Source organism: Prosthecobacter sp. (genome assembly GCF_014879935.1).
Classification (GTDB): domain Bacteria; phylum Verrucomicrobiota; class Verrucomicrobiia; order Verrucomicrobiales; family Verrucomicrobiaceae; genus Prosthecobacter.
The window spans coordinates 1-23,801 of the sequence record NZ_JACSRD010000180.1; the positions used below are offsets into that span (position 1 = coordinate 1).

The 23,801-nt window shown below is 62.2% G+C and carries 21 protein-coding genes and 1 pseudogene; 13 read left to right on the forward strand and 9 right to left on the reverse strand.

Annotation, left to right across the window (positions count from 1 at the left end):
- Positions 1 to 60 precede the first annotated feature (60 nt).
- The gene (locus IAE77_RS19360) at positions 61 to 351 is read right to left on the reverse strand and encodes a hypothetical protein (RefSeq protein WP_294230167.1); all 291 of its coding nucleotides are present in this window, start codon (positions 349 to 351) and stop codon (positions 61 to 63) included.
- 119 nt (positions 352 to 470) lie between these two features.
- On the reverse strand, positions 471 to 1,598 hold the full coding sequence (locus tag IAE77_RS19365; RefSeq protein ID WP_294230170.1) for an Lrp/AsnC family transcriptional regulator: 1,128 nt from the start codon (positions 1,596 to 1,598) through the stop codon (positions 471 to 473).
- Positions 1,599 to 1,702: 104 nt separating this feature from the next.
- Here IAE77_RS19365 and IAE77_RS19370 point away from each other — a divergent pair, with 104 nt between their 5' ends.
- Both IAE77_RS19370 and IAE77_RS19375 read left to right on the forward strand, forming a co-directional pair.
- Positions 1,703 to 2,080, forward strand: a complete 378-nt coding sequence (locus IAE77_RS19370; protein ID WP_294230173.1) for a DUF721 domain-containing protein — start codon at positions 1,703 to 1,705, stop codon at positions 2,078 to 2,080.
- 185 nt (positions 2,081 to 2,265) lie between these two features.
- Complete coding sequence (locus tag IAE77_RS19375) at positions 2,266 to 3,738, forward strand: CbiX/SirB N-terminal domain-containing protein (RefSeq protein WP_294230176.1); 1,473 nt, start codon at positions 2,266 to 2,268, stop codon at positions 3,736 to 3,738.
- A gap of 6 nt (positions 3,739 to 3,744) precedes the next feature.
- Here IAE77_RS19375 and IAE77_RS19380 read toward each other — a convergent pair whose 3' ends face one another.
- Complete coding sequence (locus tag IAE77_RS19380) at positions 3,745 to 4,170, reverse strand: type II toxin-antitoxin system VapC family toxin (RefSeq protein ID WP_294230181.1); 426 nt, start codon at positions 4,168 to 4,170, stop codon at positions 3,745 to 3,747.
- Positions 4,161 to 4,424, reverse strand: a complete 264-nt coding sequence (locus tag IAE77_RS19385) for a hypothetical protein (RefSeq protein ID WP_294230184.1) — start codon at positions 4,422 to 4,424, stop codon at positions 4,161 to 4,163. The genes IAE77_RS19380 and IAE77_RS19385 overlap by 10 nt, the downstream gene beginning before the upstream one ends.
- Positions 4,425 to 4,531: 107 nt before the next feature.
- Here IAE77_RS19385 and IAE77_RS19390 point away from each other — a divergent pair, with 107 nt between their 5' ends.
- The gene (locus tag IAE77_RS19390; RefSeq protein ID WP_294230187.1) at positions 4,532 to 5,767 is read left to right on the forward strand and encodes a DUF1015 family protein; all 1,236 of its coding nucleotides are present in this window, start codon (positions 4,532 to 4,534) and stop codon (positions 5,765 to 5,767) included.
- 664 nt (positions 5,768 to 6,431) lie between these two features.
- On the opposite strand, the gene tilS is transcribed toward IAE77_RS19390, so the two are convergent.
- Positions 6,432 to 7,394 carry a tRNA lysidine(34) synthetase TilS gene (gene tilS, locus IAE77_RS19395; protein ID WP_294230190.1) on the reverse strand — a complete coding sequence of 321 codons (963 nt, stop codon included), beginning with the start codon at positions 7,392 to 7,394 and terminating at the stop codon, positions 6,432 to 6,434.
- A 123-nt stretch (positions 7,395 to 7,517) separates the two neighbouring features.
- Between tilS and cobA the strand changes: the two genes are divergently transcribed.
- Together cobA and IAE77_RS19405 are read left to right on the forward strand one after the other, a co-directional pair.
- Entirely contained in the window at positions 7,518 to 9,044 is a 1,527-nt protein-coding gene (cobA, locus tag IAE77_RS19400) for a uroporphyrinogen-III C-methyltransferase (RefSeq protein WP_294230192.1), read from the forward strand.
- Positions 9,045 to 9,192: 148 nt separating this feature from the next.
- Entirely contained in the window at positions 9,193 to 11,757 is a 2,565-nt protein-coding gene (locus IAE77_RS19405) for a PAS domain-containing protein (protein WP_294230196.1), read from the forward strand.
- Between the two features lie 16 nt (positions 11,758 to 11,773).
- Here the strand turns inward: IAE77_RS19405 and IAE77_RS19410 are convergent, their stop codons facing one another.
- Positions 11,774 to 12,463, reverse strand: coding sequence for a hypothetical protein (locus IAE77_RS19410; RefSeq protein ID WP_294230199.1), 690 nt, complete (start codon positions 12,461 to 12,463; stop codon positions 11,774 to 11,776).
- Between the two features lie 146 nt (positions 12,464 to 12,609).
- Between IAE77_RS19410 and IAE77_RS19415 the strand changes: the two genes are divergently transcribed.
- Positions 12,610 to 13,452, forward strand: a complete 843-nt coding sequence (locus IAE77_RS19415; RefSeq protein WP_294230202.1) for a glycine cleavage T C-terminal barrel domain-containing protein — start codon at positions 12,610 to 12,612, stop codon at positions 13,450 to 13,452.
- 5 nt (positions 13,453 to 13,457) lie between these two features.
- Here the strand turns inward: IAE77_RS19415 and IAE77_RS19420 are convergent, their stop codons facing one another.
- Positions 13,458 to 15,017 (reverse strand): PQQ-binding-like beta-propeller repeat protein, encoded by a 1,560-nt coding sequence (locus IAE77_RS19420; RefSeq protein ID WP_294230205.1) that lies wholly within the window; start codon positions 15,015 to 15,017, stop codon positions 13,458 to 13,460.
- Between the two features lie 155 nt (positions 15,018 to 15,172).
- On the opposite strand from IAE77_RS19420, the gene IAE77_RS19425 reads away from it, so the two are divergent.
- The 5 genes from IAE77_RS19425 to paoC are packed head-to-tail and all read left to right on the forward strand — an operon-like array spanning position 15,173 to position 20,529.
- Positions 15,173 to 16,069 carry an XdhC family protein gene (locus IAE77_RS19425; protein ID WP_294230208.1) on the forward strand — a complete coding sequence of 299 codons (897 nt, stop codon included), beginning with the start codon at positions 15,173 to 15,175 and terminating at the stop codon, positions 16,067 to 16,069.
- Positions 16,048 to 16,698 carry a nucleotidyltransferase family protein gene (locus tag IAE77_RS19430; RefSeq protein WP_294230211.1) on the forward strand — a complete coding sequence of 217 codons (651 nt, stop codon included), beginning with the start codon at positions 16,048 to 16,050 and terminating at the stop codon, positions 16,696 to 16,698. Before IAE77_RS19425 ends, IAE77_RS19430 begins: the two co-directional genes overlap by 22 nt.
- Before the next feature lie 20 nt (positions 16,699 to 16,718).
- The gene (paoA, locus tag IAE77_RS19435; protein ID WP_294230213.1) at positions 16,719 to 17,375 is read left to right on the forward strand and encodes an aldehyde dehydrogenase iron-sulfur subunit PaoA; all 657 of its coding nucleotides are present in this window, start codon (positions 16,719 to 16,721) and stop codon (positions 17,373 to 17,375) included.
- The gene (locus IAE77_RS19440) at positions 17,372 to 18,331 is read left to right on the forward strand and encodes a xanthine dehydrogenase family protein subunit M (protein WP_294230216.1); all 960 of its coding nucleotides are present in this window, start codon (positions 17,372 to 17,374) and stop codon (positions 18,329 to 18,331) included. The genes paoA and IAE77_RS19440 overlap by 4 nt, the downstream gene beginning before the upstream one ends.
- On the forward strand, positions 18,328 to 20,529 hold the full coding sequence (paoC, locus tag IAE77_RS19445; RefSeq protein ID WP_294230219.1) for an aldehyde oxidoreductase molybdenum-binding subunit PaoC: 2,202 nt from the start codon (positions 18,328 to 18,330) through the stop codon (positions 20,527 to 20,529). The genes IAE77_RS19440 and paoC overlap by 4 nt, the downstream gene beginning before the upstream one ends.
- An 11-nt stretch (positions 20,530 to 20,540) precedes the next feature.
- Here paoC and IAE77_RS19450 read toward each other — a convergent pair whose 3' ends face one another.
- Positions 20,541 to 20,819, reverse strand: coding sequence for a hypothetical protein (locus IAE77_RS19450; protein WP_294230222.1), 279 nt, complete (start codon positions 20,817 to 20,819; stop codon positions 20,541 to 20,543).
- Between the two features lie 80 nt (positions 20,820 to 20,899).
- On the opposite strand from IAE77_RS19450, the gene IAE77_RS19455 reads away from it, so the two are divergent.
- Positions 20,900 to 22,429, forward strand: a complete 1,530-nt coding sequence (locus IAE77_RS19455; protein WP_294230225.1) for a tyrosine-type recombinase/integrase — start codon at positions 20,900 to 20,902, stop codon at positions 22,427 to 22,429.
- A gap of 161 nt (positions 22,430 to 22,590) precedes the next feature.
- A complete protein-coding gene (locus IAE77_RS19460) occupies positions 22,591 to 23,109 on the forward strand; it encodes a hypothetical protein (protein ID WP_294230228.1) in 519 nt (172 codons plus the stop codon).
- Here the strand turns inward: IAE77_RS19460 and IAE77_RS19465 are convergent.
- Positions 23,099 to 23,801 (reverse strand): annotated as a pseudogene (locus tag IAE77_RS19465) (hypothetical protein); the annotation flags it as partial. The gene IAE77_RS19460 and the pseudogene IAE77_RS19465 sit on opposite strands and share 11 nt — an antisense overlap.

The window sequence follows — 23,801 nt, forward strand, 5'->3', positions numbered from 1 at the left end:
CGCGCCACGCGCCTCCAGCTAAACGAGTCTTGCCTCCGCCTCCTGCTCGGATACACTCCTTCACGTTAGGCCACTTCGATGCTCCAGCACATTCCAGACGCTTTGAGGGTTGATGTTGGCGCAGCGAGTTCGCATGAGGAGTTGCATCGCCTGCTCGCTACGGCGTTTCATTTCCCAGATTACTACGGCCACAATTGGGATGCGTTCGACGAGTGCATTCGCGATGTCGAGTTGCCAGCGCGTGTTGAGATTGCCGGACTTGAGGCGCTGCGCGCCCGACTGCCGAGAGAGGCCGAGTTGTTGCAGAGATGCGTTGCCGATTTTTGTTACGGAGACACACCATGACATCACGATACCAGTGGCCTAACCATGCGCTGCAGCGAACCCGGCCTGACGCCGCGGTTTGCAATCGTTGCGTCCCGCGGGCCGGGTCGCTGAGCTTGGGTCGTTAAACCGTAGGCCTTTTTGCCTCAAATCACCGGTCCGGCCACGTCCTTCCACTTGGCGTGCCATTCCTTGAAGACGATGGGGGAGATCTCGCTGGGCTTGATCTCGCTGCGGCCGCCCCAGAAGACGTTCGTGTATTCCAGCGGGATGCCGACATCGGCGAGGTGCTGGTCGATGGCGGCCTTGTGGGCGAGCACGGTCTCCTTGTCGCTGCCGTGGATGACGCCCATGATGTTCACGTTGGCGAAGCGGTCGCCGCCTTCACGCCAGTAGCAGTGCGTCATGATGGGATGACGGCCCACCTCGCCGCCGGCGCGTTCCTCCATGCCCTTCGGCACCTTCCAGTGGAAGAGCGCGTTGAAACGGGTGACGCGCTGGCCGCTGGCGCTGGGCTTCACGTGCTCCAGGAAGGTGGAGAAGCGGCCGATGACGCCTTTCTGATCGAGGCGCTTGGCGACTTCACAGAACTTCTCCAGGCTGACGCCGGCGTCCTGCGCACGGCCGGCCCAGGGCTCGGGGCCGATCTCCTCGGCCTTGAGGTCGCCTTTGAGATGGAGCAGCACATTCCACTCCTCCTCGTCGAGGTCGGCGATGTTGGTGGTCATCATCTTCGCAGGCTCGTCCGCCTTTTCACCGGGCTCCATGGTCTTGCGGCGGACGTGGCCGACGCCGAGGGCGAAGATGCCGTGCGCCTGCATGGTGTAGTAGTCGGAGGCGCCGATGAGGCGCATGAGCACATCGCAGTGCTCGTTGATGGCGCGGTCTTGGGGCACCTTCAGCGTGGTCCACAGACGGAAGTCACTGCCGCTGACCTCGCGGTCGGTGCTGCGCAGCACGACGTGGCCGCTGAAGGGGTCCTGCTTGAAGAGGAAATCGAACGCGGCGTCGAGCTTGTCGGTGGGCAGCTTCCAGGCGACGAGCGCGCCTTCAGCGAGCTTGTTGGCCAGCAAGGTCTGGCGCACGCGGCGGATGACGCCGGCCGCGAGCATGACGCGGATGCGCTCCACCACCGTGTCGAAGGGCACGCCGCTCTGCTCCGCGATGAACTGGAACGGATGCTGGTGAAAGCCCTGCACGCGGTCCTCGCTGACGGCGAGGATCTGGGCGTTCACGGGATCGGTGTGTTCGTTGGGAAGGGAGACGGCGGACATGATGGCTGGGGTCGGGGGAGGGCCATCTTTAACGGGCGGGAAGAAGAATGCGAGATTTGATATTTGCGATTTAGCACGCGCCCTTTGCCGTCTAGCATGCACCCATGAACGACCGCAGGCCCACGCCCAAGCAGATCATGCGCCACCGGCTCGTGGCGGCGTGGCGTGGCGTGGCCGATGGGCCGCTGATGGACCTGCCCACGGTCAGTGTGGCCGATCTGGCCCCGAAGATCGTCGCGCAGTGCGGTTTGGCGAACCGCGTGAAGCTGGAGGACGTGCTCGCCGCGTGGGAGGAGATCGTCGGCACGTTCCTGTTCAAGCTCACGCGACCGGACACCATCGAACGCGGCATCCTGACCGTGCGCCTCATGCAACCCACCGCGCATCACGCCCTGTCGCTGGAAAAAGCCAAGATCCTCAAGCGCCTCCAAGCCAAACTGCCCGACGCGAAAATCCGCGACATCCGCTTCCGGCATGGATGAAGGCACAAATGCCGAATTCCGAATGTCGAATGACGAATTGATTCCCAATCCGCCACACCACTCGTAATCCGCACCACATTCGTCATTCGTCATTTGATTCGTTTCACTCACCCTCCGGGCTCCCTCCGGTCGTCTGTCTCGCTTCGCTCGGCTGTCATTCGTCATTCGTCATTCCGCCTCCCGCCTTGAACTCCCACTCCCACGCCTCCCTCATCATCGTCGGCCACGGTTCCACCGTGAATCCGGACTCCAGCGCCCCGACGCACCTGCACGCCGATGAAATCCGCCGCCGCGGGCTGTTTCGCGAGGTCGTGTGCTGCTTCTGGAAGGAGGAGCCGAACATGCGCGAGGTGTATGAGATGATCGACAGCCAGGTCATCTACATCGTGCCGAACTTCATCAGCGAAGGCTACTTCTGCCAGCAGGTGCTGCCGCGTGAGCTCCGCCTCGACGGCCCGACCACGCAGCGCGACGGCAAAACGATCCATTACTGCGACCCTGTCGGCATCCATCCGAACATGACGCGGCTGCTGCTGCAACGGGCCGATGAAGTCGCCCCCGGCGTGCCGCGTGACAAGACGAGCCTCATCATCGTCGGCCACGGCACGAATCTGAACGAGAACTCCCGCAAGGTCATCGAGACCCAGGTGGCGCTGATTCGCGATGGCGGCCACGGCTTCGCCGAAGTCGTCGATGCCTACATGGAGGAGGCTCCGCTCGTCGCTGATTGGGCGAAGCTCACCAGCGCCCCGAATGTCGTCGTCGTCCCGTTCTTCATCGCTGACGGTCTGCACAGCTTCCAGGACATCCCGGTGCTGCTCGGCATGCGGGAGGAAACCGGTGCCGCGCTGAGCGAGCTCGGTGTCTTCCATCACAACCCGCACGAGCTGCAGGGCCGCCTGCTTTACTACAGCGGCGCCATCGGCACCGAACCGCACATGGCGGACGTCATTCTCGACCAGGTGCATGACTTTGATGTGAAGCACGGCGTCGCCAATGCCGACTGCCGAATGCCGAATGCCGAATTGCTGCCCGCCCTGGAACACTGGCTCAAGGAAGGGCGTGATGTGATTGGCGAGATCGCGATCAGCTCGAATGCGGATGGCAGCTTCACGCTTTGCCACATTGCCGACCGCGGCAAAGACGGGCTGGAGCCGCATCATGAGGCCGAGGCGGCCCGCACCCTCGCCCAATACGATGCGAGGGGCGCTTTCCGGCCGCTGCACACCGCGCCGACGCTGAAGCGCGGCTGGCGGCTCGATCTGCCCACGCTCGACGACGTGCGGCTGGCGCTCGATTTCTTCTATCCGGCGGCCGTGGGCATGGCGCACGCCTTGGAGCATGAAAAACTCACCGCCGTGCCGCTGCGCGAGGTTCTGGGCCGCCAGACGGGCATGTATCGCTTCACCAACACGATCCGTGACGATCAAGCGCACGCCATGGTCGGCAAGACCTGCGCGAATGAAAACTGCCTGCGCCGCATCCTCTGGCCGCTCACCTCCGCCCAACCGCTGGAGGCCGCCGCGGCGGCGAAAACGCAGCCCAATCACGCACCCAACGCCATTCCCCTGCTCTGCATCGAGGCCTGCACCCACATCGTCTCCGCCGCCCGCAAGATCGCCCGTGAGAACCACGAGGCGAATCAGCCCAAGGGCTGAGGCGATTCAGTTTCTGGCCACCACAAACGCAGACAGGTTCTCAAGCCTCAAGCCCGGCACGCTGGCAAACTCCGCTTCGTTCAGCGTCGCGACAGAATGCCCCTGATCGAGGGCTGTGGCCGCGATCAGCAGGTCATGCGGACCGATCACTCTGCCTGCCACCTCCAGTTCCGCCCACAACCGAGCATGTCGCCGGGCGACAGCCAGTTCGAAGTCGATCACAGGCAGCTTCCGCAACACCCCTTCGACATACAGCGAACGCTTTTCCCTCCGCTCAGGCGTGTTGGCACGCTCGACGCCGTGCAGCAATTCAGAGGCCGTGATGGCAGCGATGAAGAATTCTTCACCAGCCCTCGCACGAAACAGGGCTGGCAGGTCAAATCGGCCGCGCTCGTCCGCGATCAGGACTGAACTGTCAAGAATCACTCCCATCGGGACGGCACTGCGGGGAGTTTGCTTCGCGCCTCAAGCACGTCCGCCTCGAAACTGACAGCTTCGTCGCCCAGATGCGGTCCATCACGCCAGACCCGGGCCAGTTCGGCGCCACGGATTGCCGGAACGGCAGGGATCATCCGTGCTACCGGTGCTCCGCCTTCCGTGAGCAACGCACGCTCGCCATCGTGGCGCACGCGATGGATCAAACTGGCAAATTGACGCAAGGCGTCGCTGACAGACATCGAAATCACGGCTCAAGACTAGAGTAGAACCACCGCAGGCTCAAGCTCCCATCCGGCAGCCCGGCAATCACCCGCTCGGAGTTTGACAAGGCCACTCCTGCGAACTATCCCGCCGCATGCGCATCCGCACATTCCAAGGTCTCGTTCCCAATCCGAAATTCGCCGCTGAGGTCGCCGCCGTCCCCTACGACGTGGTGAATCGCGAGGAAGCCGCCGCCCTGGCGAAGGGCAAGGCCAACAGCCTGCTGCATGTGGACCGCGCTGAGATCGATCTCGACCCGGAGATCGACCCATATTCCGCCCCCGTTTATGCGAAGGCGAAAGAGAACTTCCTGCGCATGCAGAAGGAAGGCGTGCTGACGCGTGAGCCGAAGCCGACGATGTATCTTTATCGCCAAACCATCGCCGGACACAGCCAGACCGGCCTCGTGACCGTCTGCCACACGGAGGATTACGAGAAGGACATCATCAAGAAGCACGAGAAGACCCGCCAGGACAAGGAAGACGACCGCACGCGCCTCGTGGACACACTCGACGCGAACACCGGCCCGATCTTCCTCACCTATCGCGAGCGTCCCGGCATCAGCGCCTTGATTGAAGGCTTCATGAAGGCGGAGAAGCCCATCTACGACATCAACGCGCCCGATGGCGTGCGTCATCAGGTCTGGCGTCTGTCGCTGGGCATGTGCGTGTCATTGACGGGCCTGTTTGAAAGCCAGGTGCCCTGCGCCTACGTCGCCGACGGTCACCACCGCGCCGCCAGCGCCTTCCGCGTCAGCAAACTGCGCCGCGAGGCCAACCCGAACCACAATGGCAGCGAGAACTACAACTGGTTCCTCAGCGTGCTGTTCCCCGGCAATGAGCTCAAGATCCTGCCTTACAACCGTGCAGTGAAGGACCTCAACTGCAACGACCGCGAGGAGTTCCTCAAGAAAGTCGGTGAGATTTTCACCGTGAAGCCGACCACGATCAAATCACCCACACATCCCGGCCAGTGCTGCATGTATTTGAAGGACCAGTGGTATGAACTGACCTGGGAGGCGGCCAAGGACGCCAGCCCGATCGACCAGCTCGACGTCAGCATCCTTCAGGACCGCCTGCTCAAGCCGCTGCTCGGCATCGACGACCCACGCACCAGCAAGCGCATCGACTTCATCGGCGGCATCCGCGGCACGGCGGAGCTGGAGAAGCTGGTGAACGAGAAGGAGCACACCGTCGCCTTCTCGATGTTCCCGACCACCGTCGATCAACTCATGGCCATCTCCGACGCCGGCCAGATCATGCCGCCCAAGAGCACCTGGTTCGAGCCCAAGCTGCGCAGCGGCCTGTTCATCCACACGCTGGAAGGCTGAGAAAGGGGAGCGCACAGTCCTCTGTGCGGGCGTCGCAGTCTCCTGGTGACTTTATCTCACCAGCCCGTGTTCGAAAGCCGTCTCTGACAGCCTGTTGAAGGAAGCCAGCGCCAACGGCGCGGCATTCCTCAGCCCACGGGCGAAGCCCGGGTTTGCAAACGACGATCTCGCCTTCGATTGGGGTGAAGCCCTGAAAGCGCGGAACTCGACTCAGGACGATCTTGGCAGATGGATCGTCACAGGGAACACGGTGTCGAGTGCCGCCCTTGCAGGGCTGGCTTCATCATCGGTGTCGGGCTGACGCGGATCCCAGGATTGCATCCTGGGCTGAGGAGTCACGCGCCGTCGGCGCTTCTCACCATCGTGCCTTTCAAGCACGGCCCATCTGGGATCTCTCCCCCTGGGAGAGCTCTCTGGACAAGTGAGGTGTCTAACCTGCATTTCTCACACTCGTATGGCTTCAATATCCTGTGGGTGTCGCTTCGGAGGTTGGAGTCCAGGCTTTAGCCGATCCGCAGGCTGTGAGACGTTCGAATCGCCTAAAGGCTACACTCCAACCTCTGCCGATGAGTGCATGCTCTGAACAAGTGTGAGAAATGCGGGCTAAGTTTGCGGAGCCCCGCACAGTGGACTGTGCAGACCACCCTGAGTGCCCGACTCCCATTCACGCCACCCACAGCCGTTTCGCCTTGCGGCGCAGGTGTTTGTCGTGCGGCAGATTGATCTTCGCCGGCCCGCCGGGCGCGAGCATGTCCATCGCGGCCTCGATCACGTCGTTTTCAATGCCGCCGAGTTCACAAACCTCGCGCAGCCACGTCGCCAGCACTCGTGAGAGCACCGCTGGATGGAGTGCGAGCAGTTCCGGGTCGATCCGCAACGAACGATCCTCCCTCAAACGGCCTGGAGCCGACAGATGACCCACGGCTTGGTCCTGCAGGCAATCTTCATCGCGATCAGCCAGCATGCCGAGCCGAGTGATCAAGACGGACACATCACGGGCAAAAACATCGTTCAGCAGCGGCAGGACCTCGTGCCGCAGCCGGTTGCGCCGGTGTTGGGGAGAGGTGTTGCTGGAATCCTCGCGGAACTTGAGCCGCTTTGATCTGAGGAAGGCGTCGATCTCGCTGCGGCGCAGGTGCAGCAGCGGGCGCACGAAGTGCAGGCCTGAATCGAGCCGCTGAACCGCGCTCATGCCCGCCAGACCGCCCAGGCCACTGCCACGGCAGAGATTGGCCAGAATCGTCTCCGCCTGGTCCTCCGCGTGATGCGCCGCGAAGACGACCCAGGTGTCATGCTTCTCCGCCATTCGCAGCAGGAAGGCATGACGTGCCTCGCGTGCGGCTGTTTCGACTGAAATGCGCCTTTTCTTCGCCAGCACGGTCACATCCTCGGTTTCCACCTCGCACTTCAGACCGTGTTTCTTCGCCAGGCGGGTCACAAAGGCCGCGTCGCCGTCAGACTCCTCGCCACGCAGGCCGTGATTGAGGTGGCAGAGGATCAGATCCGTGAATCCAGCGTCCAAAAGCAGGTGCAGCAGCGCCACCGAGTCCCGTCCGCCGGAAATCGCCAGCAAAGCAGGCTGCGCAGGATCGCAGGCGGAGGGTAATTGGAGACTCGGGAACGACATTGGGAAAAGTAGCGTGGGCAATCCTGCCCGCGAAGAAAACTCTCGCAGCGGGCAGGATTGCCCGCGCCACTGCTTCCTTGCCATCCCCCCCAGTCTCGGCACTTTGGCCGCCCCTTTCCCACCATGGCCTCCAAAACCACCTCTCCTGGCATCTGTTATCTCGTCGGCGCTGGTCCTGGCGACCCGGGCCTGCTCACGATCAAAGGCAAGGAGTGCATCGAGGCGGCGGACGTGCTGGTTTACGACTACCTGTGCAATCCCGAGCATCTGCGCCATGCCAAGCCCGGCACCGAACGCATCTACGTGGGCAAGAAAGCGGGCGATCACACCCTCAAGCAGGAGGAGATCAACGCTTTGATCGTCAAGCTCACCTCCGAGGGCAAAACCGTCACGCGTCTCAAAGGCGGCGATCCGGTGCTCTTCGGCCGTGGTGCGGAGGAAGCCGCGGAACTGCGGGAAGCCGGCGTTCGCTTCGAGATCGTGCCTGGCATCACCTCCGCCATCGCCGGACCGGCCTATGCGGGCATTCCAGTCACGCATCGCTCGCATGCGTCGATGCTGACGATTTTCACCGGTCATGAAGACCCCACGAAGCCGGACACGTCGCTGGATTATGCGAAGCTGGCGCAGGCCGACGGCACCAAGGTGTTTCTCATGGGCGTGGAGCGCATCGAGGAGATCACCGGCGAGTTCATGAAGCATGGCGCCAAGCCGGAGACGCCAATGGCGCTCGTCCGTTGGGCCACGCACGGCTGCCAGCAGACGCTGGTGGGCACGTTGGGCGACATCGCCGCCAAAGTGAAGGCTGCAGGCTTCAAAGCGCCCGCCGTGGCGGTGATTGGCGACGTGGTGACGGAGCGCGATCAATTGAACTGGTTCGAAGGCCGGCCGCTGTTTGGCAAAAAGATCGTCGTCACCCGCACGAGGCAGCAGGCCAGCACGCTCAGCCGCCAGCTCATCCAGCTTGGCGCGGATGTGATCGAGATGCCCACGATCCGGATCGAACCGGCGAAGGATCAGTATGCCTTCGGCGAACTGGTGAACGACTGCCACACCTACGACTGGATCATTTTCACCAGCCCGAACGGCGTGGACGCCTTCTTCACGATGTTCGACAAGCTCTACAACGACACCCGCAGCATCGGCGGCGCCCGCATCGCCTGCATCGGGCCGGGAACGGCTGACAAGGTGAAGGCACGCCATCTGGCCGTCGATTTGATGCCGGACAAAGGCAACTTCGTGGCCGAGGGACTCGTGAAGGCCTTCGACAAGTACCAGAACATGGAAAATGTGAAGGTGCTGTGGGTGCGGGCCGAGGAAACCCGCGAAGTCATCGCCAACAGCCTCACCGGCATGGGCGCGATCGTCGATGAAGCCATCGGCTACCGCACCGTGGCGGAGACGGAGGACAATCTGGAAGCGCTCGCCCGCCTGAAGAACGAAGGCGCGGACATGATCACCTTCACCAGCGCCTCCACGGTCGAGCACTTCCTCGATCTCCACGTCGATCTGCCGGAGAACTGCAAAATCGCCAGCATCGGTCCTGTGACCAGCGCCGCGATCAAGCATTACGGCCTCAAGGTCGATGTCGAAGCCAAGGAGAACAGCATCCCGGGCCTCGTGGCAGCGGTGGAGAAGTTCTGGCGCTGAGGTGCTTAAATCTGCGGTCTGGGCTGCCACTGCGCCGACCTTGCTCTCAGATGAGTAGATATTGAGCGCCTAAGGGCCTTCTTATGAACCTTTGTTGGCTCTTCTTGCTGACAACCTCTAGGTTTCATAAACTGCTCCCTGCTCAAACATGCGTTCCGCAGCCTCCCCTCCCTCCTTCCTGCCGCGACGGCTACGTGAAGTGCTTGAGTCGGCCAGTTCGCGCACGCGTGCCTGGTGGGTGGCCGCGATCTATGCGGTGATGGCGACGCTGTGGATCCTGTTCTCCGATTACGGGCTCAGGACGCTGATCTCCAGCCCGGAACTGCTGCTGAAAGTGGGGACTTACAAAGGCCTGTTCTATGTGGTGGTCACCTCGGTGCTGCTGCTTCTGCTGATGCGCAAAACCTTTGGCGTGATCGACGACAACTATCTGGCGCTCAAACTTGAGCAGGAGCAGAAACAGCGTGCGGAGGTGGAACTGCGCAGGAGCGAGCAGCGGTTCCGTTCAACGCTCGACAGCATGCGCGAAGGCTGCCAGATCATCGCCCATGACTGGACCTATCTCTATCTCAACGACGCCGCCGTGGTCCAGGCGCGGTGTCCCCGAGAGCAGTTGCTGGGCCGCCGGATGACCGATGTGTGGCCCGGCTTCGAACAGACACTGGTGCACGACCACATGAACCGCTGCCTGCGAAACCGCATTCCCTTTCACGGCGAGACGAAGTTTACCTTCCACGACGGGACCACCGGCTGCTTCGATGTGCGCATCCAACCGGTGCCTGAGGGCGCTTTCGTGGTGTCGATGGACATTACCGAGAAGAAACAGACGGCGATGGCCCTGCAGCACACCCACGACCTGCTCAAAGCCGTGGCCGATGGCCTGCCCGACGCGGTCTTTGTCAAAGATCAAACCGGGCACTACCTCCTATTCAATGAAGGCGCGGCGCGGCTGGTGGGAAAACCGGTGGAGGAGATCCTCGGCAGGGATGACACCGTTCTTTTTGATCCTGAAGATGCCCGCATGGTGATGGCCTATGACCAAGCCGTCATGGCTTCAGGAGAGTCGCAGACTTCGGAGGAGGATCTCACGGTGGCGGGCTTCCAGCGCACGCTGCTGACCACCAAGGCACCGTTCCGCGACGCGAACGGGAAGGTCATCGGCGTCCTCGGCATTTCCCGCGACATCACCGAACGCAAGCAGAGCGAAAACAAGATCCGGGAGCAGGCCGCCCTGCTCGACCGTGCGCAGGATGCCATCATCCTGCGAGATCTGGACGACCGGGTGCTCTACTGGAATCGCAGCGCGGAACGGCTCTACGGCTGGACCACGGAGGAGGTGGTCGGACGCTCGATCAAGGACGTGATCTATCGTGATCCAACAGCCTTCAACGCAGCAACGGCGACCGTTCTCGAAAAAGGCGAGTGGATGGGCGAACTGCAGCCATGCAACCGCAGCGGTCAGCCACTCACCATCGAGTCTCGGTGGTCGCTGGTGTGCGATGAGGAAGGCAGGCCGGAGTCGATCCTGACTATCAACACGGACATCAGTCAGCGGAAGCAGCTTGAGGAACAGTTTCTCCGCGCCCAGCGGATGGAGAGCATCGGCACGCTGGCCGGCGGCATTGCGCACGACTTGAACAACGTCCTGACGCCAATCCTGATGTCCCTGGAACTGCTGCGGCTGGGAGAGCAGAACGAACGGCGGCTGTCGGTGATCAACACCATCGAATCCAGCGCCAACCGCGGAGCCGACATGGTGCGGCAGGTGCTGTCCTTCGCCCGTGGCGTCGCCGGCCGCCAGGTGGAGCTGCAGGTGCGGCATCTGCTGCGGGAGATGGAGAAGATCATCAACGAAACCTTCCTCAAGACCATCCGGGTCGTCTGTGACGTGCCATCCGACCTGTGGACGGTGACAGGTGACCCGACGCAGCTCCACCAGGTGCTGCTGAACCTCTGCGTCAATGCACGGGATGCGATGCCCAATGGCGGCCTCCTCACCCTTTCCGCGGAAAACGTGAAGGTGGACGAGCAATACACCAGCCTGAACCTGGACGCGCGTCCCGGACCGCATGTCCTCATCAAAGTCACGGACACCGGCAGCGGAATGCCGCCGGAGATCGTCCGGCGCATCTTCGAGCCGTTCTTCACCACGAAAGACATCGGCCAGGGCACAGGGCTGGGGCTTTCCACCAGCCTGGCGATCATCAAGAGCCACCAGGGATTCGTGCAGGTGCGCAGCGAACCGGGAGAGGGCACCACGTTCAGCCTGTTCCTGCCCGCGCGCACGAGTCCCTCTGCCGATCAGGAGACTGCCACTGTGGATGCGCTGCCACACGGCCATGGGGAAACGATCCTCCTCGTGGATGACGAGGAGGCGGTGATCGCCATCACGCGCGAGATGCTGGAGACCTTCGGTTACCGGGTGCTGACGGCGAGCGACGGGGCCGAGGCGGTCACCACTTACACCGCCCGTCAGAAGGAGATCGCCGTGGTGCTCACGGACATGATGATGCCGGTGATGAACGGCGCCTCCACCATCCAGGTGCTGCTGTCGATCAATCCCAAGGCACGGGTCGTGGCCGCGAGCGGATTGAATGTGGAAAAAATGGTCGCGCAGGCGAAGCACGCGGGCGTGAGACATTTCATCCCGAAGCCCTACACCGCGGAGACACTGCTCACGCTGCTGCACCAGGTTCTGCAGGAGGACGCCTGAGCCGCGTCAGCGCCCGTCACTCCTCCCGCCGGCTCGTCATCACCGTGACCACCAGGATGAAAAAGCACATCACAATGGTGAACAGCGGGAACTGCAGCGCGGGCGGCAGGCTGTAAACGAGGGCCAGAGCGGGCATCCAGATGAGCCAGTTCGTGACGAGCACCAGCGGGCAGGTGCGAGTCCAGAACTCGCGATTCAGCGTCGGCTTCGTGCGCGCCCACGAGCCGCCCATATCCGCCCAGCGCAGGGCGATGACATAAGTTGGCACGAACCACAGCGGACTCATGACGAACTGGTCGAACACGACCTTGATGAACAGCGTGCGCGCGTCATGGCCGTGACCGAACAACCAGCCCTGGAAACGGTAGAACAAGTCGATCTCCATGCCGCGATAGCCCCAGAACAAGGTCAGCAGCGCGAGACGTTTCCACTGCCCCTCTGAACGCAGCGTGCCCATCGCCATCTGGATGAATGTGGGCAGGATGGCCGCGGCGAACATGGTGGAGACGCACGAAAATACGAAGGACCAGCGCGTCTTGAAATCGCCCACGGCTTCCCAGAAGCCCGCCAGCGCCGGCACTTGGTAGTAGCTGGCCACCAGCGCCACCGCGAGCGCGTTCAGCACCAGGCAGGGCACGCGGTTCTGCCGGAACACCGTGGCGATGGTGGCGGTGATTCCGGCGGGAGGAGCTTCTGAGGCGGGCATGAGATGAAATCGTGCCTGACTACTCAGCGCAAAACAGCGGAAGATCACGCATGACGTGCCCGAAACTGGCGCGGGCGGTGATTCCGTCAACAACCGCCGCCGAAGGACGCTTGCGCGTCGTATCGGACATGCTCATTCATGCCTTCATGACCCCTGACCTCTTCCAACGAGTCACCGCGCACGGAGCCGCGGTGAACCTTTCCTCACGCGCCAAGTTCCGCCTCACCGGTGGTGACCGCGTCCGCTATCTCAATGGACAGGTGACCAATGACGTCCGCCGTGCCAACGCCGACGAGACGCTCTACGCCTGCGTGACGGATGCCAAAGGGCGCATCGCAGCCGATGTGTTCGTCCACGCGCATGAAGACACGCTGCTGTTAGATGCCGAAGGCGACGTGAGGGAGACGTTGGGCATGCGTCTGGAGCGCTACATCGTGGCAGACGACGTGGAACTGACGGACGTGACGGAGGAATGGCAGCTCTGGCATGTGTTTGGCAGTGCGGAGACGCCAGCTCACGCACTGCGTTCGAATCGCTTCGGCGTTCCAGGCTTCGACTTGTGGCTTCCCGCCGCCGCAGCAGCACCGACCTTTGATACAATCGACGTGCTGACCGATGCGGAGCTCGAAACGTGGCGAATCGTCCAAAAGGTGCCGCGTTGGCCGAATGAACTGAACGCGGAGATGTTTCCGCCGGAAGCGGGGCTCGAATCGCGCGCGATGGATTTCACCAAAGGCTGCTACATCGGCCAGGAAGTGCTCTCGCGGATCAAAACGACCGGGAAGATGCCGCGCGAGCTCATTGCGTTCGACACTGACAGCCCGGTGAACGCCGGTGATGAAATCCTTACCACCAAAGCAGTGGGATCAGTGACGAGCGTCACAGTCCATCCGGAAACGGGTCGGATCGTGGGCCTGGCGATGGTGCGTCAGGGAATGACCGCCGAGCCTTTGAGCACGAGCGCTGGTGTGCTTCTGCGTCCGCGTTGAGACGATCAGTTCGTCGGCCGCAGGTCGAAGCACACCAGCTTGTCCTTCTGCCGCACCAGCAGGCGGCCGTTCGTGATCGCGGGAGAGGAGCAGCCCATCGCATCCGTCTTGGCACGGCCGAGCTGCTCGTAGGCACCGTTGGTGGCCTTCACCATGCGGATGTGCGTGCCGTTGTTCTCGTAAACGAGCAGCTTGCCATCGGCCAGCAGGGGGGAGGTGATGGTGCTGTTCACTTCATTCACCTGCCACTTCACCGCGCCGGTCTGCAGGTCCACGCACTGGTGCTTCTCACCGCAGCAGAGGTAAACGTTGCCTTCGTGGATGATCGGGCTGCCGGTGTAGCGCCGGGTGGCCCAATAGTGCGACCATGCGGCCTTCGGTTTGCCATCCGCCTGCATCTGATAGGCGCGAAGGCCGACACCCTCGGTGCCGCTGTAGAGCACGAGCCAGTCGCCACTGGCCACGGGTGTGCTCTGGCTGCCGCCTTCGGCCGTCCACAGCATTTTTCCATCCTCGGGGTTCACGCCGTAAAGCGCGTTGTTGCCGTTGATGACGAGCACCGGCTTCCCGGTCGCCGGTTGCCACCATGTGGGGCTGGCGACGTTGCCCTTCGCCTCTTTCTGCTCCCACACGAGCTTGCCGTCGGCTTTGGAGAAGGCGCAGGCCTTTCCAGCGGCCATGTAGATGCGATCACCCATGACGAGGGGAGAAGCGGCCGGCCCGCTGATGCCGAGCGGCGTCGTCCAGATGAGTGCGCCATCGTTCTCGTTCACGCAGATCAAGTCCGTGCTGCAGGCGGCATAGACTTTGCCATCCACCACGCAGCAGGTGCTGGAGGACTGGCGTCCGCTGGGCTTGCCGGGCTTGGCATACTTCCAGACCTGTTTTCCGGTGTTCAAATCAAGGCACAAGATCACATCTTGAGCCACCTTCACCGTGTTCGGCACCGCAGCGATCATCTTCTCCTTCACATCGGGCGGGAAGCCCTCGTCATCGAGCCACTTGTTGAAGGCAGCCGCGTTTTCAAACGGCTTGCCCTGCTTGTCAGACATCTTTTTCAGCCATTCGAGGCCGATCGCGGCTTTGCCAGCCTTGAAACGCGAGGCGACCCAGCTGCCGATGTTGATCTCCTCCTTTTCGTTCAGGTTGTCCTTCCGCCACTGGGTGACCCACTCGTCAAATTTCGCTCCACGCAGCTTTGGCAGGTTGAGACGGGTTTCTTCGAGCTTTTTCGCCAGTTCCGGCGTGGTGCCGCGGTAGTTCAGCGTCTGCATCACCTCCGTGTCGATCTCGCGGGTCTCGGAGTTCACGCGTTCATGCCAGACGACACTGAGAAAGACGCGCTCGCCACTGACCACAGGGCTGCCATGCCCGCCGTACTCGTTGCTGGGGATGAATTCGCTCTCCCACACCTTTTTCAGGCCTTCCGCAGGGAAAGTCTCGGCGATCGGGCTGGTGTCCTGCGAGACGCCGTTGCGATCCGGGCCGCGCCATTGATTCCAATCACCCGCGAGGAGCGTGGAGGCGGACAAACTGGCAGCGGCGAGCAGGAACGAGCATTTCATAAGGGCGATCTGAACGCCGGCGCCACGGGTGAAGTTTCACGCCGGTGCCACGCACGTTCGCGAGTGCCGCCGTCTGATGCGCATTTCAGGCCATCCCGAATCCGTCCGTGCGCGATGCACACCCAAACGATGCGAAAAAACGGACCTGCACGTGAATGAAGCAATTGCGCGAGATTTTCCAATTCTGGCAGGCAAGGCTCGGGCAGCCGCTCGCGCTCGCGACCCTCGTTGCATCGCGTGGATCGAGCTACCGGCGTCCCGGAGCGAGAATGATCATCGACGAACACGGTGAATCCGCCGGAGGCGTGAGCGCGGGATGCATCGAGGAGGAGGTCAGCGCCGCCGCCGTCGCTGTTCTGCGCGATGGCGGGCCTCGAAGCATGACTTTTGACACGAGACTGCGTTTCGGCTGCCATGGGGCGATCGAGATCCGGGTGGAATGCATCGCCGATGAGCTGATGGCCGAATGGCATGCCTGCCTGAAACAACGCCGCCGCTGCACGCTGGTGACTGATCTGCACGGGACACGCATCGGTCGTGTGGAATCGACGGCCGGGGCGTTCGTGCAGACGATTGAGCCGGTGCTGCGGCTGATCCTGATCGGCAACGGCACGGAAACGGCCGCGCTGCACGCGCACGCCACCTTTCTCGGCTGGGACGTGATTCATCTCCCGGCGACGAGTGCCAGCCTGCCGCCGCTGGACGAACGCACGGCGGTGGTGCTGGCGACACACCACTTTGGCCGCGATTGCGCCGCGTTGCGTGAGCTGCTGCCTGCCGGATTGCGCTATCTCGGCGTGGTGGGCTCACGCCGTCGGCGGGAGGATCTGCTTTTTGATGTGATGCAGAGCGGCGTGAGGCTGGAATCCGAGCTGTTCGCGCCTGCGGGGCTGCATCTCGGCGCGGAATCGCCCGAGGAGATCGCGCTCTCCATCACAGCTGAGATCCAATGCGTTTTCGCGGCGGGCAACGGCCAGTCGCTGCGCCATCGGCAGTCACCCATCCACCATCCGGCTCCGGCCCTGACTCCATGCGTGGCATCGGCGGCCTGATCCTCGCCGCAGGCGGCTCGACCCGCCTGGGCGAACCCAAACAACTGATCACGCTGCATGGCGAGACGCTGGTGCACGCGGCCGTGCGCGCGGCGCAGGAGGGCGGCTGCGATCCGGTGTGCGTCGTCACTGGACACGCAGGCGGGGCCGTTGCGGAGGCTGTGGCTGATCTGTGTCCTCTGCGGGTGCATAACGATGAATGGCCGCGCGGGATCGGCCATTCCCTGCGGCTGGGACTGGCGCACCTGCCTCCCGTGTCAGCCGTTGTCATTCTCGCCTGCGACCAGCCTGCGGTGACCCGCGACATCGTGCGCGCCTTGATCGAACAACATCAGCAAAGCGGCTGCGCAATCGCCGCCGCGCACTATGCGGGCACGACGGGCATTCCCGCGCTGTTTGACGCCGCCTGCTTCCCGGAACTGCGTGAACTGCCGGATGATCGCGGTGCGAAAGCCGTGATCCTGGCCGATCCACGACGGGTGACGACCGTGTCGTTTGAAGCAGGCGCGTACGACCTCGACACGCCTGCGGATCTGCAAGCACGGGCTGGCGCGTCCGCGTCCCGACGAGTGCCTCAGGGACCCAATCCGCCGCCAACTCACATCCGAAACCGGCCAGACCGCCGATGAGCCTGAACGGAGCCCCGCCCATGCAACCGCCTGAAACCCATGATCTTTCGCGTCGCGATTTTCTCGTGCTGGGAACTTCGACGGTGGCATCCGCCGCAGTGACCTCCGACATGCCGGCGCAGGAAGCACCCGCCGCAGCTTCAACGCAGGATGCTGCGGCACCGGCGACCGCCAAGGCGTCATTCCAGGTCAACGGCATGCCCTGCGATCTGGAACTCGACACACGAACGACGCTGCTGGACGCCTTGCGCGAGCATCTGCACCTCACTGGCAGCAAGAAAGGCTGCGATCAGGGCCAATGCGGAGCTTGCACGGTGATCGTGAACGGGCGGCGCATCAATTCATGCCTCACGCTCGCCGTCATGCAGCAGGGCAGCGAGGTCACGACCATTGAAGGACTCGGCACACCCGAGGACATGCACCCGCTGCAGTCCGCCTTTGTGAAATGTGATGGCTACCAATGCGGCTATTGCACCGCCGGGCAGATCTGCTCCGCCGTCGCAATGCTGGATGAGATCAAGGCGGGCATTCCGAGTCACGTCACCGAAGATTTGACGCAGGCTCCGCAGCTCACGCCGCCTGAACTCCGCGAACGCATGAGCGGAAACCTCTGCCGCTGCGGTGCTTACTCGAACATCTTTGACGCGATCAACGAAGTCGCGGGAGGACAGGCATGAAAGCGTTCACGTATGAGCGTGCCGCATCTCCGGCCGAGGCCGCAGCGGCCGCCACGCGTCGTCCTGGGGCCAAATTCGTCGCCGGGGGCACCAATCTGCTCGATTTGATGAAGCTGGAGATTGAAACGCCGGTGCATTTGATCGACGTGAACGGTCTGGGGCTCGACAAGATCGAACCCACTGCGGAAGGCGGCCTGCGGATCGGTGCCTTGGTCCGCAACACCGATCTGGCGGCGGATGAGCGCGTCCGCCGTGACTATGGCGTGCTTTCGCGTGCCCTGATGGCGGGAGCATCGGGCCAGCTTCGAAATATGGCGACCACCGGCGGGAATCTGCTGCAACGCACGCGCTGTCCGTACTTCTACGACACGAACCAGCCCTGCAACAAACGCGTGCCTGGCAGCGGCTGCGGTGCCATCGATGGATTCAACCGCCAGCACGCGATCCTCGGTGTGAGCGAGGCCTGCATCGCCACGCACCCGAGCGACATGGCCGTGGCCCTCCGCGTGCTCGATGCCACCGTGGAAACCATTCGCGCAGATGGAGAACGGCGCACGATCCCCATCGCCGACTTTCACCGCCTGCCCGGCGACACGCCGCACATCGAGACGGTGCTTCGTCCAGGCGAATTGATCACCGCCGTGACGCTGCCGCCGCCCGTGGGCGGCACCCAGCTTTATCACAAGGTGCGTGACCGGTCCTCGTATGCCTTTGCGCTCGTCTCCGTGGCCGCCATCGTTCAAAGCGACGGCAGTGGACGAGTGGCCCTGGGTGGTGTGGCGCACAAACCGTGGCGGGTGGAGGCTGCGGAGGCCGAACTGCCACACGGAGCCGCCGCCGTGGCGAAAAAGCTGCTGGAAGGAGCGAAACCGACCCAGGAGAACGCCTTCAAACTGAAACTCGTCGAGCGCACACTCGCCGCCGTGCTCGCGGAAGCGAAAGGAGCACGGTTATGAAGTTCGACACGCCTGCGACGACCAATCCAATCGACCAGTTGAAAGTCGTCGGCCAGCCGGTCGATCGTGTCGATGGACCGCTGAAAACCACGGGCACAGCGCCTTACGCGTATGAGCATCCGGTTCCAGACGCGGCTTACGGCCATGTGATCGGCGCGGCCATCGCCAAAGGTCGCATCACCTCGATGGATCTCGCGCAGGCGAGGGCGGCACCGGGCGTGCTGGCCATCGTGACGGCGGACAATGCCGGGAAGCTGGAGAAGGGCGAGCACAACACGGCCACGCTGCTGGGCGGCCCGGAGATTCAGCATTACCATCAAGCCATCGCGCTGGTCGTGGCGGAAACGTTTGAGCAGGCACGTGCGGCCGCGCATCTCGTTCATGTCGAGTATGAAAGAGGCCGCGGTGCCTTCGATCTCGCGGCGGAGAAAGGCTCCAGCATCAAACCGAAGCCGGGCATCGGTGGCGAGGCTGACACTGCGGTGGGTGACTTTGCCAGCGCCTTTGCGGAGGCTCCCGTGCAACTCGACGCCACCTACACCACGCCCGATCAGACGCATGTGATGATGGAGCCGCATGCCAGCATCGCCAAATGGGATGGCGACAGGCTCACCGTATGGACCTCCAACCAAATGGTGGCCTGGGGCACCAAAGACCTGGCCAAAACCCTGGGAATTCCGAAGGAGAACGTGCATCTCATGTCGCCCTACATCGGAGGCGGATTTGGCGGCAAGTTGTTCCTGCGAGCCGATGTGCTGCTCGCCGCGCTCGGCGCCCGCGCTGCCAAACGGCCGGTGAAAGTGGCCCTGCAGCGGGCGCTCATGATCAACAACACGACGCATCGACCGGCGACGATTCAACGCATCCGCCTCGGGGCGGCCAAGGACGGCAGACTCACCGCCATCGGGCACGAAAGCTGGTCGGGCGATCTGCCTGGAGGTGAACCCGAAACCGCCGTCAGCCAGACGCGGCTGCTTTATGCGGGAGCGAACCGCATGACGTCGATGCGTCTGGCGGTGCTCGATCTGCCTGAAGGAAATGCCCTGCGCGCACCGGGCGAAGCACCCGGGATGATGGCGCTGGAGATCGCCATGGATGAAATGGCCGAAAAACTCGGCATGGACCCGGTGGAGTTCCGCCTTCTCAACGACACGCAGGTCGATCCTGAACATCCGAAACGCCCCTTTTCGCAGCGCCACCTCGTCGAGTGCCTGCGCAAGGGCGCTGACCACTTCGGGTGGGCCAAACGCACCGCCAGACCCGGCCGCTCACGCAAAGGTCGTTGGCTGACCGGCCTCGGCGTCGCGGCGGCCTTTTGTAACAACCTGCTGATGAAATCCGCAGCCCGCGTCCGGTTGGATCATCGTGGCATCCTCACCGTCGAAACGGACATGACGGACATCGGCACCGGGAGTTACACCGTCATCGCCCAGACCGCGGCGGAGACGATGGGCCTGCCACTGGATAAAGTCGTCGTCCGGCTGGGCGATTCGCGTTTTCCGGTCTCCTGCGGCTCAGGCGGCCAGTGGGGTGGGAACAATTCATCCTCGGGCGTTTATGCCGCGTGCATAAAACTGCGCCAGGCCATCGCAAAGAAAGCCGGTATTGACGAAGACGACGCGGTGTTCTCCGACGGCCACGTGACAGCAGGCTCCAAGCGAATGACTCTGGCCGAATTGGCTGGCGAAAGCGGTCTCGCAGCGGAAGACCAGATCGAATATGGTGACCTGGCTGAGCGCTACCAGCAGTCCACCTTTGGGGCGCACTTTGTCGAGGTGGCCGTGGATGCCTTCACAGGCGAAACCCACGTGCGGCGCATGCTGGCCGTGTGCGCGGCCGGACGAATCCTGAATCCCAAAACCGCCCGCAGCCAAGTCATCGGCGCGATGACGATGGGAGTGGGAGCCGCGCTGATGGAAGGCCTCCACGTGGACAAACGTCGCGGATTTTTCGTCAATCACGACCTCGCCAGCTATGAAGTGCCGGTGCATGCCGACATTCCGCATCAGGAAGTCATTTTCCTGGACGAGACGGATCCCGTCTCCTCGCCGTTGAAGGCGAAAGGCGTGGGAGAACTGGGCATCTGCGGAGCCGCAGCGGCCGTCGCGAACGCCATTTACAACGCCTCCGGCGTCCGTGTGCGCGATTACCCGGTCACCCTGGACAAATTCATCGATCGACTGCCGGAAGCAGCGTGATGGGCCGGCGGTCACCGTTTCAAGATGACCAGCGTGCCCGTCGTGGCGACGACATGCCAGCCTTGAGCGGCATGCTCGTTGAGCAGCCTTTCCAGGATGGCCGCCTCCGTGCCGCTGGCCGGCAGGACGATTTTTCCCAGGTCGATGACCTTGTAGCGCACCACGCTCGGCGTGATGACGACGGGAGCCGGCGTGGTGGCAGCCCCCTGTGCCCGGGGTGCCGGCGAAGCCGAAAACACAAGAATGGCGGCCAGCACGGCCAGGAGCGAGCACAGAAGAGTCGATTTCATGACATGCGGAGTTCCTGATCTCATCGCATGCGGCCATCCCGAAGGTCTCAATGAACAATCGCAGCTCAGGTGCCTGAAACTTGGAGGAAGTTTTACCCATTGGGAAACGCTCCACTCTGACCGCAAAGAGATTCGCGTTTTCGGGCATCAGCACTTCTTCTGAAGTGGTGCGCAGGGAGGGGATCGAACCCTCGATTCGATACACCCCCCTTGTATCGAACCTTTTTGTTCCCATCTCCCTAGAGAATCGGACTTTGTGGGAACACGCTGGACATGCGTGGATGTTCCCATTATGTTCCCGCATGGCTAGCGTCTTCACCCGCCCCGGTTCTCTGTTCTACTACGCGGCCTTTCGGCTGCCCACCGTGGACGCTGAAGGCAACAAGGGATGGAAGCTCGTGAAGCAGGTCACGAAAGTCCCCGTTCCAAAAACGCTACGGGAGCAGGAGAAAAGCCAGCAGGAAGCACTCAAGGTGGCTATGGAGTTTGAGAAGAACGCTTTCTCCGTGGCGGGCGCAGGCGATGACGGCTCGCAGCGCATTCTTGCCATTCTCCGCGAGGCTGCCGACAAAGCTGCACAGAAGCGCCTCACGGCCAATCTGGGGCGTGATTTCATCCGAAGACTGGTGGAAGCCAGCACTGGCGAAACCCTGCCCGCCGAGAAGACTATTGCAGGCTGGCTCAACGAATGGCTCAAGCAAAAGACAGGAACCACCAAGCCAGCCACACAGGCACGCTACAAGGCCAGCGTGAAGGCCGCTCTAAGCCATTTGGGCGAGGAACAGGCAGCTTTGCCCCTCGACTCACTTACTGTTGGCAAGCTCCGTGAGTTTCGCGACAAGCTCAAAGCCGAAGGCCGCACCGCCAAGACTACGAATCATTACCTCAAGGACTTGAACAGCGCCCTTCTTGCCGCAGTGAAGGAAGGTCACATTCAGCGTTCACCCGCTGACAATCTTGAGCCACTGCCCGAAGAAGATTCCACGAGCCGAGAACCTCTCACCTTTGCCGAAATCTCCAAGCTCTTGAAAGCCGCTTCGTCCGATGACTGGCGAGGGGTCATTTTGCTCGGCACATTTGGAGGGTTACGCTTGGGCGACGCGGCAAAGATCACTCGTGGCTGCATCGACCTGCAAGACAAGGTCATCCGCTTCAAGCCACAGAAAACGGCACGGAAAAAAGAGACGAAAAAGGCTCCCATCCTTCTCCCGATGCACGTTGAGCTGGCGCGCTATTTTGAAGGAATCGACCTTCCGGCTGATCTCGAAGCCCCCGTTTTCCCATCGCTGGCGCGTCTCAGCATCGCGGGAAACAACGGTCTGTCAGCGCGGTTCGTTCGCATCATGGAAGCCGCTGGAGTGTCACGAGGTCAAACACGGGAACATGTCGAAGGCACGGCGGGGCGCTCTGCTCATGCACGCTCATTCCACAGCCTGCGTCACACTTTCAACAGCAGCATGTTCAACGGCGGCATTTCACAGGAGACACGCATGAAGCTCGTCGGCCATGCAGACTCTCAGACCAACGCCGTTTACACTCATGCGGAAATGGCGGCTCTCCGCCGCGCTGTAGATGCCGTACCCTTGCTCAATTCCAAGCGGGTCGGGTGATAGGCTTACCCACAGCCAGAACCTCCACATGCTGGTGGACCCCACCACGGGGGCACCGGGGTAGGAGGGGCAGAGCAGCACCGCACCGGATATATGGGGATGACTAGCGGAAGGCATTTTCAACCGATTGAGAACCGATTGAAGGGGGTGTAATATCCGGCATGACTGCACCTTCCAAGAAGGCCAAGCGCCAGCGCATCACAGATGCCACGTGGCGCGAGATGAAAGCGGCGTTTTTCGTCGGCGGTGAGCTGCGGGCGCTGGCACGGGAGGCGGGCATCAGTGAGAGCACGGTGTTGCACAAGGCGATGCGCGATGGCTGGACTGAGCAACGACGCCAGGCGCACGCCAAGGCCCGCCAGACGCGTCAGGGAACGATGGATAACGGTGAGGAGGGGCAGCCGCATCAATCACTGTCAATCGCCCGTGAGGGGCTGCTGGAGCGGCATCTGTTGAATATGCTGGCCGTTGCGGGGCGACTGTCGGACTATTCGGCTGAACTGCCAGCACAGGCGGCGTTCGCCTCAGTTCGGCAAATCGACGTGGCCGACGGGCTGGCGCGGCGGCAGCTTGGCATTGATCGTGAGGAAAAAGTCTTGGTCAACGTGGCGGCGTTCAGCGGGGTGACGGTCAGCACTGCTCACCGGGCAGCAGATGAAGCAGAGATGATCATCGAGTGACTGGAGGGGAAGCCTTGATTTGTTGCTGCAATTCCATGCCTCGCTGTGTCCCTTGGGATTTTTGCGCAAGTGTTAGGTTTGCGCCGCACTCCTTGAGCGATTCCGCAGCCCCGGCGTATCCAAGCTGACTTGCCACATAAAACCATGCATAGGATTCCACGGAATTTTGAGCCACTCCCTCGCCGCGCTGGTAATGGACGCCAAGTGCAAATATCGCGTCCGCATTCCCGCGATTGGCAGATTCAATCAGCAGGTTGTAAGCGGTTTTCAGATCTTTCTCGACTTCGTCGCCTGTGTAATATCTGCATGCCAAGGCGAACTGAGCATCAGCATTGCCACTCTTGGATAAGGCACGCACTTCGTCCAAACTCAAATCGCTAAACTTTACCGTGTTCGCTTGAGAAGTTGCAGGCATGCTATTGCTGGCTGCGGGAGGGCTCGCCTGTTCAGTGCGAGGCTTCACATCATATCCGGCCTGAGCGAACAATTTCACCGCTTCCTCGTAAGCTGCGGGAGAGGCGATTTTCATCTCCGCCAACTTCATCATCTGTTCCGGCGTTAGTTCCTTGCCTGTCGTTGCTGGTGCTGCGGGAGTAACGGAAGCATGCGGCGATGCGGCGACTGGTGCTAGGCAGTGTTTTAAAACCTCTTGAGCGGCTGCATCCAATCGATGACAGCGGCGAAAGCGAGCA

What these genes read in the sequence shown, in the direction of transcription:
- IAE77_RS19365 (WP_294230170.1), bottom strand. Translation starts at nt 1,598, where the DNA reads ATGTCCGCCGTCTCCCTTCCCAACGAACACACCGATCCCGTGAACGCC.
- IAE77_RS19370 (WP_294230173.1), top strand. Translation starts at nt 1,703, where the DNA reads ATGAACGACCGCAGGCCCACGCCCAAGCAGATCATGCGCCACCGGCTC.
- IAE77_RS19380 (WP_294230181.1), bottom strand. Translation starts at nt 4,170, where the DNA reads ATGGGAGTGATTCTTGACAGTTCAGTCCTGATCGCGGACGAGCGCGGC.
- IAE77_RS19390 (WP_294230187.1), top strand. Translation starts at nt 4,532, where the DNA reads ATGCGCATCCGCACATTCCAAGGTCTCGTTCCCAATCCGAAATTCGCC.
- tilS (WP_294230190.1), bottom strand. Translation starts at nt 7,394, where the DNA reads ATGTCGTTCCCGAGTCTCCAATTACCCTCCGCCTGCGATCCTGCGCAG.
- cobA (WP_294230192.1), top strand. Translation starts at nt 7,518, where the DNA reads ATGGCCTCCAAAACCACCTCTCCTGGCATCTGTTATCTCGTCGGCGCT.
- IAE77_RS19405 (WP_294230196.1), top strand. Translation starts at nt 9,193, where the DNA reads ATGCGTTCCGCAGCCTCCCCTCCCTCCTTCCTGCCGCGACGGCTACGT.
- IAE77_RS19410 (WP_294230199.1), bottom strand. Translation starts at nt 12,463, where the DNA reads ATGCCCGCCTCAGAAGCTCCTCCCGCCGGAATCACCGCCACCATCGCC.
- IAE77_RS19415 (WP_294230202.1), top strand. Translation starts at nt 12,610, where the DNA reads ATGACCCCTGACCTCTTCCAACGAGTCACCGCGCACGGAGCCGCGGTG.
- IAE77_RS19420 (WP_294230205.1), bottom strand. Translation starts at nt 15,017, where the DNA reads ATGAAATGCTCGTTCCTGCTCGCCGCTGCCAGTTTGTCCGCCTCCACG.
- IAE77_RS19425 (WP_294230208.1), top strand. Translation starts at nt 15,173, where the DNA reads ATGAAGCAATTGCGCGAGATTTTCCAATTCTGGCAGGCAAGGCTCGGG.
- IAE77_RS19430 (WP_294230211.1), top strand. Translation starts at nt 16,048, where the DNA reads ATGCGTGGCATCGGCGGCCTGATCCTCGCCGCAGGCGGCTCGACCCGC.
- paoA (WP_294230213.1), top strand. Translation starts at nt 16,719, where the DNA reads ATGCAACCGCCTGAAACCCATGATCTTTCGCGTCGCGATTTTCTCGTG.
- IAE77_RS19440 (WP_294230216.1), top strand. Translation starts at nt 17,372, where the DNA reads ATGAAAGCGTTCACGTATGAGCGTGCCGCATCTCCGGCCGAGGCCGCA.
- paoC (WP_294230219.1), top strand. Translation starts at nt 18,328, where the DNA reads ATGAAGTTCGACACGCCTGCGACGACCAATCCAATCGACCAGTTGAAA.
- IAE77_RS19450 (WP_294230222.1), bottom strand. Translation starts at nt 20,819, where the DNA reads ATGAAATCGACTCTTCTGTGCTCGCTCCTGGCCGTGCTGGCCGCCATT.
- IAE77_RS19460 (WP_294230228.1), top strand. Translation starts at nt 22,591, where the DNA reads ATGACTGCACCTTCCAAGAAGGCCAAGCGCCAGCGCATCACAGATGCC.